General features: G+C 73.5%; 11 protein-coding genes, 1 tRNA gene and 1 pseudogene. 2 read left to right on the top strand and 11 right to left on the bottom strand.

Translation table 11 applies throughout. The features are described 5' to 3' along the window. Positions 1-16 precede the first annotated feature (16 nt). Entirely contained in the window at positions 17-1285 is a 1269-nt protein-coding gene (locus EDF18_RS12360) for a winged helix-turn-helix domain-containing protein (RefSeq protein WP_123548064.1), read from the top strand. Here EDF18_RS12360 and EDF18_RS12355 read toward each other — a convergent pair. After that, a complete protein-coding gene (locus tag EDF18_RS12355; RefSeq protein ID WP_123548063.1) occupies positions 1282-2190 on the bottom strand; it encodes a M48 family metalloprotease in 909 nt (302 codons plus the stop codon). The two genes, EDF18_RS12360 and EDF18_RS12355, sit on opposite strands and share 4 nt — an antisense overlap. Before the next feature lie 27 nt (positions 2191-2217). After that, entirely contained in the window at positions 2218-2799 is a 582-nt protein-coding gene (locus EDF18_RS12350) for a LemA family protein (protein ID WP_369878333.1), read from the bottom strand. Between the two features lie 238 nt (positions 2800-3037). On the opposite strand from EDF18_RS12350, the gene EDF18_RS12345 reads away from it, so the two are divergent. Beyond that, positions 3038-5284, top strand: coding sequence for a hypothetical protein (locus tag EDF18_RS12345; RefSeq protein ID WP_123548062.1), 2247 nt, complete (start codon positions 3038-3040; stop codon positions 5282-5284). 205 nt (positions 5285-5489) lie between these two features. On the opposite strand, the gene EDF18_RS12340 is transcribed toward EDF18_RS12345, so the two are convergent. From EDF18_RS12340 to EDF18_RS12295, 9 genes and pseudogenes are all read right to left on the bottom strand, one after another. Continuing rightward, positions 5490-5563, bottom strand: a tRNA-Leu gene (locus EDF18_RS12340). A gap of 86 nt (positions 5564-5649) precedes the next feature. Next, positions 5650-7206, bottom strand: a complete 1557-nt coding sequence (locus EDF18_RS12335; protein ID WP_123548331.1) for an NAD(P)/FAD-dependent oxidoreductase — start codon at positions 7204-7206, stop codon at positions 5650-5652. 40 nt (positions 7207-7246) lie between these two features. After that, on the bottom strand, positions 7247-8521 hold the full coding sequence (locus EDF18_RS12330; RefSeq protein WP_123548061.1) for a S8 family serine peptidase: 1275 nt from the start codon (positions 8519-8521) through the stop codon (positions 7247-7249). A 119-nt stretch (positions 8522-8640) separates the two neighbouring features. After that, positions 8641-9141, bottom strand: a pseudogene (locus EDF18_RS12325) (DUF501 domain-containing protein); the annotation flags it as partial. Beyond that, on the bottom strand, positions 9138-9674 hold the full coding sequence (locus tag EDF18_RS12320; protein ID WP_123548059.1) for a septum formation initiator family protein: 537 nt from the start codon (positions 9672-9674) through the stop codon (positions 9138-9140). The pseudogene EDF18_RS12325 and the gene EDF18_RS12320, both read right to left, overlap by 4 nt. Positions 9675-9806: 132 nt before the next feature. Continuing rightward, positions 9807-11087 carry a phosphopyruvate hydratase gene (eno, locus tag EDF18_RS12315; protein WP_123548058.1) on the bottom strand — a complete coding sequence of 427 codons (1281 nt, stop codon included), beginning with the start codon at positions 11085-11087 and terminating at the stop codon, positions 9807-9809. Positions 11088-11174: 87 nt separating this feature from the next. Continuing rightward, positions 11175-12419, bottom strand: a complete 1245-nt coding sequence (gene hisS / locus EDF18_RS12310; RefSeq protein WP_123548057.1) for a histidine--tRNA ligase — start codon at positions 12417-12419, stop codon at positions 11175-11177. 227 nt (positions 12420-12646) lie between these two features. After that, complete coding sequence (locus tag EDF18_RS12305) at positions 12647-13225, bottom strand: TetR/AcrR family transcriptional regulator (protein ID WP_123548056.1); 579 nt, start codon at positions 13223-13225, stop codon at positions 12647-12649. A gap of 405 nt (positions 13226-13630) precedes the next feature. After that, positions 13631-14347 carry a MazG nucleotide pyrophosphohydrolase domain-containing protein gene (locus EDF18_RS12295; protein ID WP_123548055.1) on the bottom strand — a complete coding sequence of 239 codons (717 nt, stop codon included), beginning with the start codon at positions 14345-14347 and terminating at the stop codon, positions 13631-13633. Positions 14348-14367 lie beyond the last annotated feature (20 nt).

The following is a 14367-nucleotide window of genomic DNA, read 5'->3' as shown; positions in this document are numbered from 1 at the left end:
CGGCTAGCCTCGCACCGTGCCCCGTGACCGCCTCTCCCCTGCCCTCGCCCGCCGTGTCGCCCTGGCGGCGCAGGGCCTCGGCCGGCCGACGGCGGCCCCGGGTTCGACGACCGTGGGCACCCGCCAGCTCACCGGTCTCGTCGACCGGCTCGGTCTGCTGCAGATCGACTCGGTGAACGTCTTCGAGCGCAGCCACCACCTCCCCGTCTTCGCCCGGCTGGGCCAGTACGACCGCGACGCGCTCGACCGGCTGGTGTTCGCGCCTCGCGGCCGGTTCGTCGAGTACTGGGCGCACGAGGCGGCGATCCTGCCGGTCGCGACCTGGCCGCTCATGCGGTGGCGGATGCGCCACTACGACGGCCGCTGGCGGGCCGACGAGGGCTCCTGGCTCTCGACGAAGCCGGAGATGGCCCGCTGGCTGCTCGACGAGATCCGCGAGAAGGGCCCGCTGCCCGCGAGCCTGGTCGAGCACGACGCCGACCTGTTCCCGTCGCCGACCCGCACCGGCCCGTGGTGGGGCTGGGGCGACGTCAAGCGCGGACTCGAGGCGCTCTTCCGCGTGGGCTCGCTCGTGAGCGCCGGCCGTCGCCGCTTCGAGCGCGTCTACGCGCTGCCCGACCAGGTCCTGCCCGACGCGGTCCTCGGCGTCGAGGTCGACCGGGCCGACGCGCACCGTCAGCTGGTCGCCCGCGCAGCCCGCGCCTCCGGCGTCGCGACCGCCTCCGACCTCGCCGACTACTGGCGGCTGAAGGCGGTCGACGTGGTGCCGGCCCTCCGCGAGCTGCACGACGCCGACGTCGTCCGGCCGGTGACGGTCGACGGGTGGACGTCCCCGGCGTGGCTGCACGCCGAAGCACGGCTGCCCCGCCGGCTCGACGCCGACGCCCTGCTGTCGCCGTTCGACCCCGTCGTGTGGCACCGCCCCCGGGCCGAGCGCCTCTTCGGGTTCCGCTACCGCATCGAGATCTACACGCCCCAGGCGAAGCGGGTGCACGGCTACTACGTGCTGCCCGTGCTGCAGGACGACCAGCTCGTCGCCCGCGTCGACCTCAAGAGCGACCGGCAGGCGGGCGTCCTGCGCGTGCAGGCGTCGTGGCACGAGCGTGACCTGCCCGTCGACGTCGAGCGCCTCGCGGCGCTGCTCGGCCGGGCCGCCGCCTGGCAAGGGCTCGACGGGGTCGAGGTCGTCCCTCGAGGCGACCTCGCCGACGAGCTCGGGCCCGCCGTCCAGGCCTCGGGCTCCGGCGTGACCTCGGGCTCCGGCGCGGGTCCCGTCCCCGACTAGAAGCGCGTCGCGTTCTCGCGCAGTCGCGCCACCCGGTCGGCGAGCGGAGGGTGCGTGCTGAACAGGCGGTCCATGACGCCCGGCTTCATCGGGTCGCTGATCCACAGGTGCGACATCGAGGTGCTCTGCTGCTGCATGGGGCGACCGTAGGCGCCGAGCTTCTCGAGCGCGCTGGCCAGCCCCTCGGGGTGGCGGGTCGTGAGCGCCCCGGTCGCGTCGGCGAGGTACTCGCGCTGACGGGACACCGCCGCCTGGACGCCCGCGGCGGCGAGGGGAGCGATGATCATCGCGACGAGCCCGAGCACGAGGAACACGGGGTTCGAGCCGCCGCCGCCCCCGTTCCCGTTGTTGTTGTTCCGGCCCCCGGTGAGCGCGCTGAGGAACGACATGCGCATCAGGACGTCGGCCAGGAACCCGACGGCCACGACCAGGCCGAAGACCATGGTCGAGACGCGGATGTCGTAGTTCTTCACGTGGCCCATCTCGTGCGCCATGACGCCCTGCAGCTCGGCGTCGTCCATCAGGGCGAGCAGGCCCGTCGTCGCCGCGACGACCGCGTGCTCGGGGTCACGCCCGGTCGCGAAGGCGTTGGGGGCAGGGTCGACGACGACGTACACCTTCGGCATCGGCATGCCCATGGTGATCGACAGGTTCTCGACCGTGCGCCAGAGGCGCGGTGCCGTCGTCGCGTCGACCTCCTGCGCGCCGCTCATCGAGAGCGCCTGGCGACCGGCCGCGAAGTACTGGATCAGCGCGTAGACCGCGGCGCCGACGAGGACGACGAACCCGATGGAGGGGCTGTTCCAGAGGGCAGAGGCGGCGAAGCCCAGCGCGCCCACGATGAGCAGGAAGATCAGGACGATGAAGACCGTGTTGCGCTTGTTCCGCGCGATGGCCGAGTACATGGCAGGAGCCCTGGCGGAGGCGCGTCGCTAGAACTGGACGCGCGGCGGCTCGGCGATGGCAGAGGGCTCGGCCACCTCGAAGAAGTCGCGCTCGGTGAAGCCGAGGCGCTTCACGAAGAGCGTGTTCGGGAACGTGCGCGTCTTGGTGTTGAACTCGCGGACGCCGCCGTTGTAGAAGCGACGTGCGGCCTGGATCTTGTCCTCGGTGTCGACGAGCTCGGACTGCAGCTGCAGGAAGTTCTGGCTCGCCTGGAGCTGCGGGTAGGCCTCCGACACGGCGAAGATGCTCTTCAGCGCCGTCTGCATGTGCCCCTCGGCGGCGGACGCCTCTGCGGGCGTCTGCGCCCCCAGGGTCTCGGCCCGCGCCTCCGTGACGTTCTGGAACACCTTGGCCTCGTGCGACGCGTAGCCCTTGACCGACTCGATGATGTTCGGGATCAGGTCGGCCCTGCGCTTCAGCTGGATGGTGATGTCGCTCCACGCCTCATCGACGCGGACCTTGAGCGTGACCAGGCTGTTGTAGGTCGACCAGAGGTAGATGCCGGCGATCACGACGAGCAGGACGATGATCCCGATGGCGACCAGGGTGGCGATGAGGGCCGGTTGCATGGGTGGTGACTCCTTGGGGATACGGCTCGGGTGGACGCGTCGCGGTCGTCCTCGGGATGCCGGTCGAGGGTCACGTCGATGCGTGGGCCACTATAAATGCGCCGGATGGGGGCTCCCCGTGGACAGGGCGTCTTCGGGGGTAACTCTCGACATCACCTGTCGGATGCCGGACCGTCGTCGCGAACTGGTCCGCGCGACCGATTGACAGGTGCTCACGCACCGTGCTGAATGGGGAGCAGTGCTCGACACCACGACCTCTCCCTCGCCGCGTCCCGCCTCCGTCGCCGGACGCGCTGTCGGCGTGCGCCGACGCACCCGTCGGGCTCGGCTCGCGTGGCTGCTCGTCCTGGGGACCGTGCTGGCCGGGCTCGCCGTGACGGGCGGGCCGGCCGGTCCCGTGGAGGCGGCGGGGGCCCCCACGCAGACGCCGTCGCCCCAGCTCGGGTCGCCGACCCCGACGCCCGGCCCGACGCCCGTCGCCCCGACGGTCGGGCCGGTGGCCGACAGCCCGACGGGCTCCGTCACGGCCTCCGGCGACGCGACCCCCGGGGCCCGGGTCAAGGTCGCGCTCACGAGCAACGGCACCTACCGCGACCTGTGTGCGTCCGTGGCGACGACCTCGGATGGCTCCTGGACCTGCACGGCGACCGTCCCGAGCGGCGCGGGCTGGACCGTCGTCGTCACCGACCTGGACCACACCGACGTCGATCCCGCGACCTCCGCCTCCTTCTCGGTCCTCGCCGCACCGACGGTCGGCTCGGGTCTGCTCGTCGGCGCCAAGCTCGGCGGCACCGCCTTCCCCGGCGCCGTGGTCACCGTGACCTCGGGCTCGGGGGCCACCGCCACGGCGACCGCCTCGGCCGACGGCGGCTGGCTCGCCGTGCTGCCCGCGGCGAGCTTCCCCTCCGGCCGCCACGACGTGCGTGCCGTGCAGTCGTCCTCCGCCGTGCCCGCCGTCCCCGTCTCCGCCTCCTCGCGGCCGTCGAGCGTCACCGTCGACCGCGACGCCCCCGCGGTGCCGGTCGTGACGAGCCCGACGTCCGGCCAGCGCGTCGCCGCCCTGCCCCTCGCCGTCTCCGGCACGGGCGAGGCCGGGGCCCTCGCGACCGTCTACGTCGACAGCACGCCGGTCTGTCAGGCCACCGTCTCGGGCGGAGGGACCTGGTCGTGCACCGCCGGGGGCAGCGAGCTCGCCGACGGCGACCGGCTGGTCCAGGCCGCCCTCGTCGACCCGGCCGGGAACTTCGGGCCGCCGAGCGCGGCCGTGCGGGTCACGGTGGGCGCTGCGGCCGCCGCCCCGGCCGCGCCGGGAGCCACGGCGACGCCGCGACCCGGTGCGACGGCGACGCCCTCCCCCGGTGCGGTGCCGCCCTCGACCGCTCCCCCCGGACCGTCCGACGGAGGATCGACGACCACGCCTCCTCCGACCGGACCCGGCGGTGAAGGAGGCGCCGGCACGCCCCCCGGCGTCGGCCAGGGAACGCAGACCGGCACCTGGGCGACCGCGACGACGTTCGGCGCCGGCTTGCCCACGCTCGCCCAGACGCTCGGCGGCCCGGTCTGGCCGCTGGGCGCAGCGGTGGCGCTGCTGTTCCTCGTCCTCGTCGCGGGGCCTTCCCGGCTCGCGGCGGCCGCAGCCCGCGGCCGGCTCCGCCCCCGCGCAGCCCGTCTGACCGGTCGCAACCGGTCGTCCGAGCTGCCCACCTCGTTCAACCGGGGCACCATCGACCCCCGCGTCGCCGCCGGCCTCGCCCTGGCAGGAGGCGCCGCCGCCATCGCCGTGGCCGCGGGCGTCGACGGACAGGTGCAGTACGCGCGTCTCCTCGCGGGGATCGTGCTGGGGCTCGTCGTGCTGAACGGCCTCGTGGTCGTCCTCCCCGCGGTGCTCGTCGCCCGACGCCTCGGCCTCGCCGTCCGTGTCCGGATGTCGCCCGGCCTGCTGCTGGCCGCGGTGGTCGCCTGCGGAGCCACCCGGGTCTTCTCCCTCGATCCCGCGCTCGTGCTCGGCGTGCTGCTCGTCGGGACCCTGGGCGCCGTGCGTCACAGCGGCGGCCACGCCGTCGGCGCGGGACGGAGCCCGGGTCGGCGCGACCGCGGCATCGCCGCGGCGGTCCAGCTCGCTGCGACCGTCGTCGTCCCCGCTGCGGCCTGGGTGCTGCACGGCCTCGTCGACGCACCGGGCGCCTGGCCGCAGCTCGGCCGGGAGGCCCTCGCCACGGTCTGCCTCGCCGGCCTCGGCTCCCTGGTCGTCCAGCTGCTGCCGCTCGGCTCGATGCCGGGACGGCACGTGTGGGCGTGGTCGCCGGGCGTCTACACGGTCCTGGCCGTGGTGGGGGTGTCCGTCGCGGCCGCCGTGTTCGTGGGCGCCCCCTCCTCGTCGTTCCCGCTGCCGGCGCTGCTGCTGGCGAGCCTCGTCGCGGCCCTGCTCGCGGTCGCGGCCTGGCTGTGGGCGACCTACGTGGAGCCGGCCCGCCGCGCGCTCTAGCCGCTCTTCCTTCCCTCCCCCGCCCGAGGCGCGGACGCGAACCGTCAGGACGTGCTGCCTCAGTGGCGCGTCGCAGGCATTCGTGACGGCTCACGCCGAGGGGAAGGGGAGGAGGAGCTGGAGTGCCCCCGCACGGGGACGACGCGGCAGCGTCGTCGGGCCGCGTCAGGGTTCGGATCCCGGCGGGGGCCGGAGCGGAGCGGAGTGCCCCCGCAGGGATTCGAACCCTGACTGAAGCGATTTTAAGTCGCCTGCCTCTGACCGTTGGGCTACGAGGGCGTGCCCCCAGCCTACGATCCAGGTGACGACACGACGACGCCCGCCGCGCTGGGATCAGCGGGCGGGCGTCGTGAGTGCTGGTCGAGTCAGTCGCTGGTCGACAGCGAGCCGCGCCCGGCGTCGGCAGGCACCGCAGCGTCGGCGTCGGCCTTCGCGGCCGGCTTCTTGGCCGCCGGCTTGCGGGCGGGAGCCTTGCGGACCGGCTTCTCGGCTTCGCCCTCGGCGGGCGCGCCCTTCTCGTCGGCCGGGTTGGCGTAGGCCGGGCCGGGCTCGCCGGCGACCTTGCCGAGCTCGGGCGTCGCAGGGGCGGCCGGGGCGGCGACCTCGGTCTTCGGGCGCGACGCGAACTCCTCGAAGGCGGCGCGGGGACGCTCGCGGTTGTCGAGCGAGACGATGTCGCGACCGAGCCAGAAGTTGTTCCACCAGCCGGTGGCGACGCGGAACTTGCGCTCGAACGAGGGCATCGCGAGGCCGTGGTAGCCACGGTGCGCAGCCCAGGCCGGCAGGCCCTTGAGCACGAACTTGCCGCTCTGGAACACGCCCACGCCGACGCCGAGGCCGGCGACCGCGCCGAGGTTGTCGTGACGGTAGTCGGCGACGCCCTCGCCGCGCAGCGACGCGGTGATGTTCTTGGCGAGGTGCTTGCCCATGCGGACGGCGTGCTGCGCGTTGGGCACGCAGAAGCCGCCGACGCCCTTGCCCGTCAGGTCGGGCGTGGCCGCGACGTCGCCGCAGGCCCAGGCGTCGGGGACGATCGTCTCGCCGTCGACGACACGGAGGTCGGCCTTGACGGTGATCCGCCCCCTCTCCTCGAGGGGCAGGTCGGTGCTGCGCACCATCGGGTTGGCCATGACGCCGGCCGTCCAGACGATCAGGTCGGACTCGAACGACTCGCCCGTCGAGAGCTCGATGACGCCGCCCACGGCGGACTTCAGCTGCGTGTCGAGGTGCACCGTGGCGGCGCGCTCGGCGAGGTTCTTGAGCACCCAGTGGCTGGTCTCGAGCGACACCTCGGGCATGATCCGGCCCATGGCCTCGACGAGGTGGAAGTGCGTGTCGTCGATGGTGAGCTGCGGGTACTTCTTGAGCAGGTCGCTGGCGAAGCTGCGCAGCTCGGCGAACACCTCGATGCCGGCGAAGCCGCCACCGACGACCGTGACGGTCAGCAGACGGTCGCGTGCGGCACCGGCGGGCAGGTTCGCGGCCGCCGCGAAGTTGGTGAGGAGCTTGTCGCGGATCGCCGCCGCCTCCTCGATGGTCTTGAGGCCGATCGCCTCGTCGGCGACGCCCGGGATCGGGAACGTGCGCGACACGGCGCCGGCGGTCATGACGACCTGGTCGTAGTCGACCGTCCACGGGTCGCCGACCTCGGGCGTGATCGTCGCCGTCTTCGTGGCGTGGTCGACCTTGGTGACCTTGGCCGTGACGACGTTCGTGTTCTTCAGGTGACGACGCAGCGAGACGACCGCGTGACGCGGCTCGATGGAGCCGGCTGCCACCTCCGGGAGGAACGGCTGGTACGTCATGTACGGCAGCGGGTCGACGATCGTGACCTCCGCCTCCCCGGCGCGCAGCCACTTCTCGAGCTTCCAGGCTGTGTAGAAACCGGCGTAGCCGCCGCCGACGATCAGGATCTTGGGCACAGGGGTGAACTCCTCGAGGTGGTGGGGTGGCACGACGACTTTACTCCTGCTCGTGTCGTCGCCTGAACTGGCGGACCGCGCCCGCCCCGACGGCGACGAGCGCCGCGCCGAAGACCGCGAAGACGATCAGCGGCAGGCCGGTCGAGCGCATCGACTCGACCGTCGGGAGCAGCGCACGGAGGGGATGGTCGCCGTCGCTCTGCGGCGTCGGCACCGGCGCGGGCTCGACCGGGGCCACCGCACCGGCGCTCGGCGCGGGGGCGTCGGCCCGTCGGTGCACCCGGATCCACTCGGCGAGGTCGCCCATCGGGTTCGCCGTGACGGGCGCGACGGTGCGCTGGACGGCGGCGGCCGCGTCGACGAGGCCGTACCCGTAGAGCGGGTCGGGCTGCGAGGCGCCCCTCGGGTCGGCCGTCGAGACGACCCTGTTGATCACGTCGGCCGCGCCGAGCTCGGGGTGCGCGCTCCGCACGAGGGCGACCATGCCGGCGACGAGGGGCGTCGCGCCGCTGGTGCCGCTCCAGCTGTAGTGCACGTCGCCCGGGCCGACGCCGACGAGCTTCTCGCTGGGGGCCGAGACGCCGATGGTGATGCCCTGGCTGGAGGCGTCGAAGCTCGCCGCGCCCGACCGGTCGACGCCGGCGACGGTGAGGACGCCCGGCATCGTGGCGGGCGCGCCGACCTCGGTCGTGCCGCTGCCGCGGTTGCCCGCCGCCGCGACCACGACGACGTCCTCCTCCTGCGCGTGCAGGAACGCCTCGTCCCAGCTCGTGGGCCAGTCGAGGGTGTTGCGGGTCAGGGACATGTTGATCACGTCGGCGCCGTGGTCGACGGCCCAGGTGACGGCGTCGGCGATCTGCTGGTCGGAGTCGACCGCGCCGGCGCCGAAGCCCACCGAGATCGACAGGAGGTCGGCCTCGGGCGCGACGCCGATCACGCCGTCGCCGGTCGCCGTGCCTCGTCCCGCGAGCAGGGAGCCGACGAGGGTCCCGTGGGCTGGGTCGTCGGAGCCGACCGGGCGCTGACCGTCGGCGGAGCCCTGCCCGGACATGTCCGTGCCCCCGACGACGGCACCCTGCAGCTCGCGGACGGAGCCGTCGACGCCCGTGTCGATCACGGCGACCGTGACGCCCGCGCCGCGCGTCGTCTGCCACGCCTGCTGCACCCCGTAGTCGGACAGCCAGTACTGCGCGTCGCGGATGCTGTCGGCGGACGCCGCCGCGGCGGGCGCGAGCGTGAGACCCGCGGCCGTCGCCACCACGAGCACGCTCGTCGCCAGCGCCCTGGTCGCCGCGCGCCCCCCGGTGCGGCGCACCTGCGTCAGCCTGCCTCGGGCGGAGCGGAGGAGGCGGCGGTCACGCCGCCCGCACCGGTCGCCGCGCTCGGAGCGGTCCCGTCGGCCGCCGCCGCCTCGTCGCCCGCCTCGCCCAGGTAGTCGCCACAGCGGCACACGTCGGGGCTCCAGCTCGAGCGCTCGACGGCGAGGTCGCCGAGCGGGTTGACGCCCGGCCCCGCCGAGAGGGCGTGCCCGGCGAGGGCGTGCAGGCACTTGACGCGCTCGGGCATGCCCCCGGCGGTCACGTGCGCGATCTCGGCCACGTGCTCGATGCCCTCGCGGTCGGCGAGGTAGGCGTCGTGGGCGTCGTGGTAGCGCCTCCTGAGGTCGTCGTCCGCGGCGAGCAGCTCGGTCAGCTCGGCCATGACGCCGTTCGCCTCGAGGGTCGAGATCGCGGCGGTGGCCCCCGGGTGGCACAGGTAGTAGAGCGTCGGGAACGGAGTGCCGTCGCCGAGGCGCGGCTTCGTCGCGACGACGGTCGGGTTGCCGCAGACGCAGCGTGCGGGGATGCCGATCACGTCGCGGGCGGGGCGACCGAGCATCGCGGTGACGAGCTGGACGTCGCGCTCGCTGACGGGCTCGAAGGGAGGGGTCGTCACGGCGTGCCGCCTGTCGTGGAGGACGGCAGGGGCGCGCCGCCGATGTCGGGCGCGACCAGCTCGGTCGCGGGTTCGTCGCTGAGGCCGGCGTCGATCACGGACGACATCATCGCGGCGACCCAGTCGACCTGCGGGGTCTGGAGCGTGTCGCTGATGGGCGCCTGCGACGGCGACGACGCGTCGGCGTCCGCACCCATCACGAGGTAGCTGTACTCGCCGGGGTACACGTAGAGCAGCCGGTCCCGGGCCTGGGCCTCGATGTACGCGGGGTCGCTCCACCGCGCGACGTCGCCCTGGAGGTCGTCGACGTCGTCGCGCTGGTCGCGCACGTCCTGCTGGAGGGACGCGATCTGCTGCTGCTGCTGGACCAGGGTGCGGAGCGACGGCGCGAGCACGACCACGAACAGCACGAGGATGACGAGCATCAGCAGGCTGAAGCCGGAGAAGCGGATGCTGCGGAGCCAGCCGCCCGCGGCGGTCTCGCGCGACGCGAAGGCGACGGGCACGCGTCGGGTCGGGGACTCACGGGGCATGCTCCCGAGGGTAGACGACCCGCGAGGGGGCAGGGTCACGGAACGCCGAGAGGCCCGCTCCCCAGGGGGAACGGGCCTCGGTGCGGGGACCACGTCGAGGACGTGGGCCCCGTCGGGCACGGCTCTGTGGCGCTACGCCGAGAAGCGCGGGAACGCCGAGTAGCCGGCGTAGCTTGCTGCGTCGCCCAACTCCTCCTCGATGCGGAGCAGCTGGTTGTACTTCGCGACGCGCTCGCTGCGGGCGGGGGCGCCCGTCTTGATCTGGCCCGCGTCGGTCGCGACGGCGAGGTCGGCGATCGTCGTGTCCTCGGTCTCGCCGGAGCGGTGCGACAGCACGGTCGTGTAGCCGCTGCGCTGCGCGAGCGAGACGGCGTCGAGCGACTCGGTCAGCGTGCCGATCTGGTTGACCTTGACGAGGATCGAGTTCGCGGCGCCGGCGGCGATGCCGCGGGCGAGGCGCTCGGGGTTCGTCACGAACAGGTCGTCGCCCACGATCTGCGTCTTCGAGCCGATCTCGCTCGTCAGGTGGGCCCAGCCCTCCCAGTCGTCCTCGTCGAGGGGGTCCTCGATGGTGACGAGCGGGTAGGCCGACACGAGGTCGGCGTAGTAGCCGGCGAGGAACGCGGAGTCGCGCTTCTCGCCCTCGAACGTGTACGAGCCGTCGGCGTAGAACTCGCTGGAGGCGACGTCGAGGCCGAGCGCGATGTCCTTGCCGGGGGTGAAGCCGGCCTTGGTGATCGCCTCGACCAGCAGGTCGAGCGCGGCACGGTTGCTCTCGAGGTTCGGCGCGAAGCCGCCCTCGTCGCCGAGGCCCGTCGACAGGCCCTTCGACTTCAGCTCGCTCTTGAGCGCGTGGTAGGTCTCGGCACCCCAGCGGAGGGCGTCCGCGAACGACGTCGCGCCGATCGGCAGGATCATGAACTCCTGGATGTCGACGTTGCTGTCAGCGTGCGAGCCGCCGTTGATGACGTTGAGCATCGGCACGGGCAGGGTGTGCGCGTTCGGGCCGCCGAGGTAGCGGAACAGCGGCAGGTCGGCCGAGTCGGCCGCGGCGCGGGCGACGGCGAGCGAGACGCCGAGGATGGCGTTCGCGCCGAGGCGCGACTTGTTCTCGGTGCCGTCGAGCTCGATCATGGCGGCGTCGACGAGGCGCTGGTCGGTCGCGTCCATGCCCTCGACCTCGGGGCCGATCTCGTCGATCACGGCGGCGACGGCCTTGAGGACGCCCTTGCCGAGGTAGCGGCTCTCGTCGCCGTCGCGCAGCTCGTAGGCCTCGAAGGCCCCGGTCGATGCGCCCGAGGGGACGGCCGCGCGCGACACGGTCCCGTCGTCGAGCAGGACCTCGACCTCGACCGTCGGGTTGCCCCGCGAGTCGAGGATCTCGCGTGCGCCTACTGCGTCGATTTCTGCCACGGATGAACTCCTTAGTCGTCGGTGTGCGTGCGGGGCACGCGGTCGTGTCGATCCTAGCCGCGCGGACCGGCGCCGAGCAGGGCGGGGTCAGCCCAGGGACCGCACCTCGAGGTCGTCCGGGGCTTCTCCCCCGCGCACCGCGACGAAGCGCCGGAACCCGGCCGCCGCGAGGGCGTCGAGCTGGCCCCCGACGTTCTTGGCGCGCTTCTGCAACCGGACCCGCGCCTCCCCGCGGGACACCAGCGCCTTCTGCAGGGCGAGCAGCTCGACCGGGGCGACCGCCTTGTCGTAGAGGACGACGAGGCCGTCGTCGTCGGCGTCGTCGAGCTCGACGAGGTCGACGATCCGCTCGAAGCCGAGCGAGAAGCCCGCGGCCGGCACGTCCGTGCCGAGGAACCGCCCGATCATGCCGTCGTAGCGACCGCCCCCGCCGAGGGAGTACGAGAAGTCGGGGTGCGCCACCTCGAAGATCGTGCCCGTGTAGTAGCCCATGCCCCGCACCAGTGTCGGGTCGAAGACGAGCCTCGCCTCGGGCAGTGCCGCCCGGAGCGCCAGCAGGTCGCCGAACGCCCCCTGGTCGAGCCACGCAGGAGGCGGGGAGGCGGTCGCCGAGTCCCAGGTCGCGTCGCCGAGCTGGGCCAGCTGGTCGGCGATGCCCGGCGCCTCGACGCCGATCGACACGAGCTGGGCCGCGACGCCCTCGACGCCGATCTTGTCGAGCTTGTCGATCTCGAGGAGCGCACGGTCGTGCAGCTCGGCGGGAACGCCCCAGTGCGACAGCACCCCGAGGAGCACGCGACGGTCGTTGACCCTGATCGTGGTGCCGTCGAGGCCGAGGGCGGCCAGGACGGCGGTGGTGGCCGAGATCAGCTCGATCTCGGCGAGCTGGCCGGCCTCGCCCAGGATGTCGATGTCGCACTGGACGAACTGGCGGTAGCGCCCCTTCTGCGGCTTCTCGGCCCGCCAGACCGGCGCGATCTGCACGCTGCGGAAGACGGTGGGCAGCTCGGCTCGGTGCGAGGCGTAGAAGCGGGCCAGCGGCACCGTGAGGTCGAAGCGCAGGCCGAGGTCGGCGAGCTCGAGGGCGGACGAGGCCGCCCGCAGCGCCTCGTCGTCGAGACCACGTCGGAGCACCGCGAAGACCTGCTTCTCGTTGTCGCCCCCGAGGCCCGAGAAGAGGTACTCGCTCGACTCGACGACGGGAGTCTCGATCTCGTCGAAGCCGTGCGCCCGGTAGACGTCGCGGACCACGGAGAGGACCCGCTCGCGGCGGCGCTTGTCGGCGGGCAGGAAGTCTCTCATCCCGCGCGGCGGGGTCACGTTTGACGGCATCCGACCATCATCCCAGAGCCGACGGGAGGACGATGGCGGGCACCCCTTGCCCGTATGTGACATTGCATGTACTGTCGAGGCGTCGGCGGAGCGAATCGGGTTGCGCACCGCCGACCTGGCGCCCGCCTTCCCTGCGGTGGGGCGTCGCGACGGACCGGGCGTGCCGCCCGGTCCGTCATCCCATCCCCAGCCCCCGAGGGCTGTCGTCAGCCCCGCGAGGGCCGTCGTCAGCGCCGTGCGAGGGCGACGAAATCGGCACGGGCCGTCGCCGCGACGGCGGACGCGCGCTCGACGTCGCCCGAGAGGACGGAGTCGAGCTGCGCCGCCCAGAGCACGGCCGCCAGCCGCTGCGCAGCCCGCTCGGCGTCCGCGACGGGGACGCCGCGGGCGGTGAGCCACGGGGCGAGGTGCGCGGGCCAGCGCTCGGGGGCCCGGCGAGCAGCACCCTGCTCGTCGCCGGCGACGACCTCGAGGAGGGCCGCCTCCGTCTCGAGGCGTCGGAGGTCACGACCCCGATCGTCGACGGCCGCCGCCCAGGCGCGCGCCAGGTGCGCCTCGAACGCGGCCTCGTCGAGCGGCTCCACCTCGACGGCCAGGACGTCGTCCTCCCGCGCCACGATCGCGCGGACGATCTCGGCGACGAGCTCTGCCCGGTTGCCGAAGTGGTAGACGAAGACGTACGTGCTGACCCCGAGGGACTCGGCGAGGGTGCGGAACGACACCGTCGCGAGCGACCGCCCCCGGAGGTGCTCGACGATCTGGCCGAGGAGCTCGGGCTTGCGCGTGGGATCCGGCTTGCGGGGCATCGACGGCGCTCCTCCAGGAGCCGGTCGACTCCGCCCTGCGCGGCCCGACCAGGCGTACCGGACAGTAACAGACCCGATCTGCCCGCCTAGGTGGCCCGACCACGGGGATGCCTCGCCCCCCCGATTGACATGTCACCCGACAGGGGCTACATTCGGGGAATCGTCACGGTGCTCGCCCTGGACTGATCCCCAGGAGGAACGAGCGTCATGACGATGGTGTGCTCTGTCGTCGATTCGTCGCGAGACGCCCGTGTCTTCCCAGGCGCGTGGGTCTCCCGTCCCGACCGGACCACGCGCGGGCGCCTCCCTGTTCGGGTCAGGGAGGCGCCCCTCCCCGACGGGTCCGACGGGTCCGATCGGTCCGACCGCTGCGACGGGTCCGACCGCTGCGACGGGTCCGACCGGTCAGTCGTCGTCGCGGCGTGGTTCCGCGGCCCGCAACAGGGTCTCGCGCTCCCGCACGGCTCGGCGCAGTGCCCGCTCGGCGTCGAGGCCGTCCCGGCCAGCCCTGTCCACGACGTCGAGCAGGTCACGCCCCCAGGCGAGCTCGGCATCGGCGGCGTCCGCGTCAGCACCGGCTTCGTCGTCGGCCCCGGCGTCGGCACCCGCAGCTCGCCTGACCGCCGGAGGGGCCCCGGCGGCTACGCGTCTGCCCTCCAGCTTCTGAGCGCGGGAGAGCGCCGGCAGCCCACGTGGCACGCCGTCGTAGACGCTCGACCGGCTCGCCTTCTCGACGGCCTTCGCGGCGCTCCAGAGGCGGACGATGTCGTCCACGTCGGCCGCGTCCTCTCCGCCGAACACGTGCGGGTGCCGACGCACGGTCTTGAGCCGGACGTCGCGCACGACGTCGGCCAGGTCGAAGGCACCGTCGGAGGCGCGGGCCGCGATCGCCGCGTGCAGGACCACTTGGTAGAGCACGTCGCCGAGCTCCTCGCGACGATCGTCGACCGTGCCGTCCTCGATCGCCTCGACCAGCTCCGCGCACTCCTCCACCAGGTAGGTGACGAGCGACTCGTGCGTCTGCGCGCGGTTCCACTCGCAGCCGCCCTGGTCGGCGAGCAGGGCCTCGACCACGTCGGAGAGCTCTCTGACCTCGGCCTCGAGTCCTGTGTCGCCGTGCACCGCTCCTCCTCGTCTGACCG

The sequence above is a fragment of the Frigoribacterium sp. PhB107 genome (assembly GCF_003751515.1).
Taxonomy (GTDB): domain Bacteria; phylum Actinomycetota; class Actinomycetes; order Actinomycetales; family Microbacteriaceae; genus Frigoribacterium.
Note: the sequence above shows the minus strand (reverse complement) of the source record. Positions and strands in the feature narration are given on the sequence as shown.